The 5,488-nt window shown below is 41.3% G+C and carries 4 protein-coding genes; 1 reads left to right on the top strand and 3 read right to left on the bottom strand.

Annotated elements, in window-relative coordinates; genetic code table 11:
• Window positions 1-170: 170 nt before the first annotated feature.
• Complete coding sequence (locus tag H5202_RS17360; RefSeq protein WP_182773184.1) at window positions 171-965, bottom strand: alpha/beta fold hydrolase; 795 nt, start codon at window positions 963-965, stop codon at window positions 171-173.
• A 53-nt stretch (window positions 966-1,018) separates the two neighbouring features.
• Window positions 1,019-2,038 carry a DUF2817 domain-containing protein gene (locus H5202_RS17355; protein WP_182773183.1) on the bottom strand — a complete coding sequence of 340 codons (1,020 nt, stop codon included), beginning with the start codon at window positions 2,036-2,038 and terminating at the stop codon, window positions 1,019-1,021.
• A 243-nt stretch (window positions 2,039-2,281) separates the two neighbouring features.
• Between H5202_RS17355 and H5202_RS17350 the strand changes: the two genes are divergently transcribed.
• Complete coding sequence (locus H5202_RS17350; protein WP_182773182.1) at window positions 2,282-3,496, top strand: 4Fe-4S binding protein; 1,215 nt, start codon at window positions 2,282-2,284, stop codon at window positions 3,494-3,496.
• 79 nt (window positions 3,497-3,575) lie between these two features.
• Here H5202_RS17350 and H5202_RS17345 read toward each other — a convergent pair whose 3' ends face one another.
• Entirely contained in the window at window positions 3,576-5,045 is a 1,470-nt protein-coding gene (locus tag H5202_RS17345) for a carbon starvation CstA family protein (protein WP_182773181.1), read from the bottom strand.
• Window positions 5,046-5,488: the final 443 nt, after the last annotated feature.

The raw sequence follows: 5,488 nt of genomic DNA, 5'->3' as shown, positions 1-5,488 counted from the left end.
ATTGAATGACTAATCGCTACTAAGTACTTTCTATTTAGCACTCTCAATTTAGCACTCTCGACTCAGTACTTTCTATTCAGTATTTTCTATTCAAGAAGCAATACTCTATGAGCCCTGATGGAACCGTCCTAATGAATAAGCTCTAATGAATTAGCTCTAACGAATAATCCCTAACGAATAATATCCAGCAATAGTTGTTGTAATTGTTGTGGTTGATCAAGGCTGGCATCGTGGCCGCAATCATCTATTTTATGTAATTGTGTTTGATAAAATACCGCTAACTGTTCGCTACATTTTGGATGAGCTAACTTATCTTGATTAGCGACAATCACGCTAACCGGTATGTCATTCAATTCCGGGCTGTGAAAACGGGCTGAGGCGTACAATTGGCGTAATCCATTAATAAATGATGTATGGCATTGCAATCTCAGTATGCTCCAGGCATTAATCACTTCAAGACTTTGACCCAAATGCCTGCTGGTAAAATCTAATACTGTTGCCTCGAGCCAATGGCTTTTGTCATTATCCACTTGATTCGACAAGCTGGCGCGTAAAGCCCTAGCGAACACAACGACCAATGACGTCATTAACCCAAAACATTGGAACCGTTTATACCAAGCTGACAAGTTGGCCGCACTGCTGTTAATTAACACCACATGCTGCACTCGCGAGCGACACTGCGCCGCCATCGCAAGCGCCAGCATACCTCCCATAGACAACCCCACTAATACCAATTTAACTTGGCTTGGCAGCATGCCATGCTTTAGTAATGCGGCATCGATTTGTTGCCACACAGCATCACAATAGTCTTGCATTTTACCTGGGCTAGGCTGATTGACTAACAGACCATTACCCGGTAAATCGACGCTAATAACATTGACCGAGTGTTGAGCTAAACGCTGATCAAAACCATACCAATGGCGGCTGTCGCGCATTAATCCTCTAAGCAAAACTAAGGTGGTCATTGCTTATCCTCATTTATCCTCACTTATCCTCATTTATCCTCACATAATCTCGTTTAGCCTTTTTTAGACCAAAAGCGATTGGCTTGTTGAGTTAATTGTGTCAGCTGTTTAGGTTTGATTTGTTCAATAATTTGCGCATAAGCCGCATCGATAAGGAACTGCATTAATACCACGTGACGTCGTAAAATGCGTTGATGTCGGTGTGTTTTCTGGGGATTAAAATAACCGGGGAAATTAAATAGCTGACGCGGATTTTTACGCACCCAAGCCCACGAGCCCATTTCTAACGTTAATGGAATAAACGGTTTTCCACTGAAATTAGTGGCAACTAAGTAATCCCAAATATCACCATGAGTGCGATAAAAATGACTTTGCGGCGCTAACCGATAATGGCTGTGGTGAGGGTAACCCTTTTCGAATAACTGCATTAAATGATAAATATAACCTATGCCAGCAAACGGTTGCCGAGTATGCGCATGAGGAAACCACGCATGGTCTAGCAAACCAAAACCAGAATGAGCATCTAAGGCAATAACACTGCTACTCTGTTGCTGTAATTGTTGCACATAGTTTACCAATGCTTGGGTTTCTAGCTCCATGCCGTTTTGACCACGATACCAAGGCAAGCGTGGCGAAAGTCGCTGACCGCCAACAAGAAAGGTCACATCTTCATCTGAATCAATCGGTGCATTACGCATTAAATCAACATTGTTGCCATTGCCTCGGCTGCCTCGCAAAAAGCCAACCGGATTCACTACAGGTACAAAGGCTAAACGCACATGTTTGAGTAATTGCTGTAAATGAGTATCCCAAGGTAGCCGATTGAGTAGGCTGTCTAAAAAAGCCAACACAACTTGTGCACCAATCCGCTCAACACCATGTACCCCACCAACAAATAATACTGTTGGGCACGGTTGCTGTTGTTGACCAAGTTCAATGGCGGTTACCGATAATTTTTCGCCTCGATAATACAAATCCGCTAAGGACTTATGCCTAAATTGATGTTGGTGCTGTGCAATTAAACGCTTTAACGTGTCTATCTCGAAAGAATGCTCAAATGAAAACTTAGCCATTAGCCACTTTTTACTGTCACCAAATGATCTTAATAAGTTAACCAATAATTAAGACAAGTTAATGACAATAGCGTTAAAAAAACAAGTTTACACATTGCTTAACAATGCACATACAGCAAACAAATCAATATAGATCATATAATTAGAAATCTATTATCAGCTTTGGCGACCCAACTCACATTCGTCACAATGCAGAGGTTTTATCATCATCTCAAGATAGTAAAACAGCGCAGGTATTGGATAATGAGCACAATTGAATCGATCACCTTAATGCTAGCTTTGGTGTATAGCACCAGCTTATTGTATTGGAGTGGCAAAAAATGGGGCGCGATAGTAAGCGCGGCATTATTACTTGGGGCGACCTTGGCCAGTTTTTTCTGGCCACTACTACTCATATTATTGGTAGCGGTATTAGTTGTCACTGCTATAGGACAATATCAGCCTGCGTTTGCTAATGCAGAAGGAAGGCCCAACGCAGTACGCGAGATTTGCCAACATTTCTTTGCCCTTTCCATGTTATTGGTTGGCGTGCAATATGCCATCAATGCAGGATTATTGTATGCCGGAGAAACACCTTGGTTAATGAGACCTGATGTCGGTGATGCATTTTTACCTATTGCAGGCGGCATAGAACTCAAAGCTATTTTAACCCTTGGACTTTGGGATCAAAACCACCCTGCTGCGGTAGTGATGCTGTGTGTAGTATTGCTCACAGGTGTAGTGTGTAAGCGAGCATTTTGTGGTTGGGCTTGTCCGCTAGGATTAGCAGGTGAGTACCTTTATAAACTGAGAAAACGTGTTATTCATGCAGAGTTATTACCACCGGCGTGGATAGACTGGCCACTCAGAATGGTTAAATATTTATTATTAGCGGCACTGCTTTATTTGGTTATTTCGATGCCATCAGCAAGCATTCCAAACTACTTAGCGGGTAATTACCACAAAGTGGCTGACTTAAAAATGGCAGTGTTTTTTATGATGCCATCAATGGTGGCCTTAATCGGTTTTGGAATGATCTTTGCCTTAGCCGCATGGCGTCGCCAAGGTTTTTGCCGTTACATTTGCCCATATGGCGCGTTGTTAGGTATTGTGAGTTTTTTAAGTCCGTTTAAAATTCGCCGTGATACTCAGCATTGCTTAATTGAAACCAAAGGTATGAATTGTGATAAGTGCACTCGTGCCTGCCCTGCCAATATATCGGTGCATACTCAAAAAAATATCCACTCAGACGAATGCCAAGCTTGCATGCGTTGTGTGTCTGCTTGTCCTAAAAAACAAGCGCTGCATTTTAGCACTCGTAATGGCATTCAGCTCTCAGCCAGAGGATTATTGATTGTATTACTGACTATCATGTTTATGTTACCGCTGTTTGCTTACGTGAGTGGTTACTGGCACAGTCAGACGCCTAACGATATAAAAATAGAGCTGATTCAGAAGCTTGAGCGTATTGGTCATTAATGTACATTTTCAGATGGGCAACAAAAAGGGCTGCACAATGCAGCCCTTCAATTAACTAACAATTACCACAATCATTAACTTACTTAGTAGTAATCACTTTACGTTTATTGTGCGCAATAATCAGCGCAATAAGACATATTACACCTACAGCAACACCCACTGGCTGGCTCAACTCTTGCGGTAAACCAAAACCAATACCTGCGGTCATGATGTACGAAACCGTTACACAAGTGCCTATAATCGCTGGAATACTGACAATCCAATGGAAGGTACCACGATCAAACAGGTACTTAGTCGCAAGCCACAATACGCTAGTAGATAACAACATATTTGAGAATGCGAAATAACGCCAGATTAGAGTGAAATCAATCTTAGTCATAAAATAAGCAATAATCAGAATCGGAATGGCAACGAGTAAACGGTTTCTGACACTTTGCGGAATTTTAAATGCGTCAATAATGGTTAAACGTAATGCTCTAAATGCAGTGTCACCAGAGGTAATAGGGAAAACCGCAACCGCGATAATCGCCATAACACCACCCGCGACACCTAAGTAAGTGGTCGCCACTTGGTTAACAACCATACCTGGGCCACCAATATCAAGAACACTCTTAAGCTCAACATAACCACCAGGGAAAGCAGCGATACCAGCTGTTGCCCAAACACAGGCCACAACACCTTCCGCAACCATTGCACCATAGTAAACCGGACGAACGTATTTTTCGTTAGTTAAACAACGCGCCATAATCGGTGCTTGAGTTGAATGGAATCCGCTGATTGCGCCACAGGTAATAGTGACAAACAATAATGGCCATACTGGTAGTCCGCTAGGGTTAGGCTCCAATAAGTCATTGTTATAGTGACTGTGATCAAAATAAGCAAAGATACCGTCAATAGTAGGTAGTTGCGGCGCATGGATTAGCAATGCAACAGCAATAGATGTTGTCATTATAATCATTAATAAACCAAATGCTGGATACAGTTTTGTAATGATTTTATCTATCGGTAACAAAGTAGCAAGGAAGTAATAACCTAAAATAAGTAATACCCAAAAGGTATTATTACTTAAAAAAGTGTCTTTAAAATAATCTAAGTTACTTAGCAACCCTGCTGGGCTCATGATAAATACAACACCAACGAAGAAGAGCAACATCGCGGTAAATATCAACATGGCACCTTTAAAGTACACATTGAAATAATGGCCGGCAATTTCAGGTAAGCTTTTACCGTCTTCTTTTATACTCATCACACCAGAGAAGTAATCGTGAACGGCGCCACCAAGTACGTTACCAATTACAATCCAAACCAGTGCTATAGGGCCATATAATGCACCTAAAATTGGCCCGAATATCGGTCCGACACCGGCGATATTAAGAAATTGAATTAAGAAAGCTTTAACTGGATGAACAGGAACATAGTCAACGCCATCAGTAAATCGTTCTTGAGGGGTTTTAGCAGTAGGGTCGATACCAGCTTGTCGCTCAACGAACGGACTGTAAAATTTGAATCCGAGCACGAGCAGCCCGATACAAATGAGGAAAATCAGCATATTATTATCATCCAATTATTTATAGGAATATATTCAATGTCGAGTTTGTTTCAGTTAGCTTTATAGGTCAAGCAACGGGGTGTTATACCAAAGTAGGGATTGCTACCAATCACTTTTCATGCATATATACTCGCTTTTACGATAAACTATAGTCCTGTTAATGGCTTACCCCGCCCCCTTTATCATTAGCCATTTTATTACCGATCTCCGCACATCAAAATATTTCACACAAAACCACTGTTAACTTATCTACTGTTGGTAAATACACCTATATTGATAGGGTAAGTAAGGGTGACTCAATCATTAAAACACCCGAGATAATTACACTATCGCGAATGTATTATCTCGAACACACCTTTATAGTTTGCATGCGAAGTCATGCGTCTTACATTATGGTTTCAATGAATTGGTTTCAATGAATTGGTTTCAATGAATTGGTTTCA

This window comes from Shewanella sp. SG41-4 (assembly GCF_014164505.1).
Lineage (GTDB): Bacteria > Pseudomonadota > Gammaproteobacteria > Enterobacterales > Shewanellaceae > Shewanella.
The sequence above is the reverse complement of the archived record's forward strand: the minus strand, read 5'-3'. Positions and strand labels throughout refer to the sequence as shown.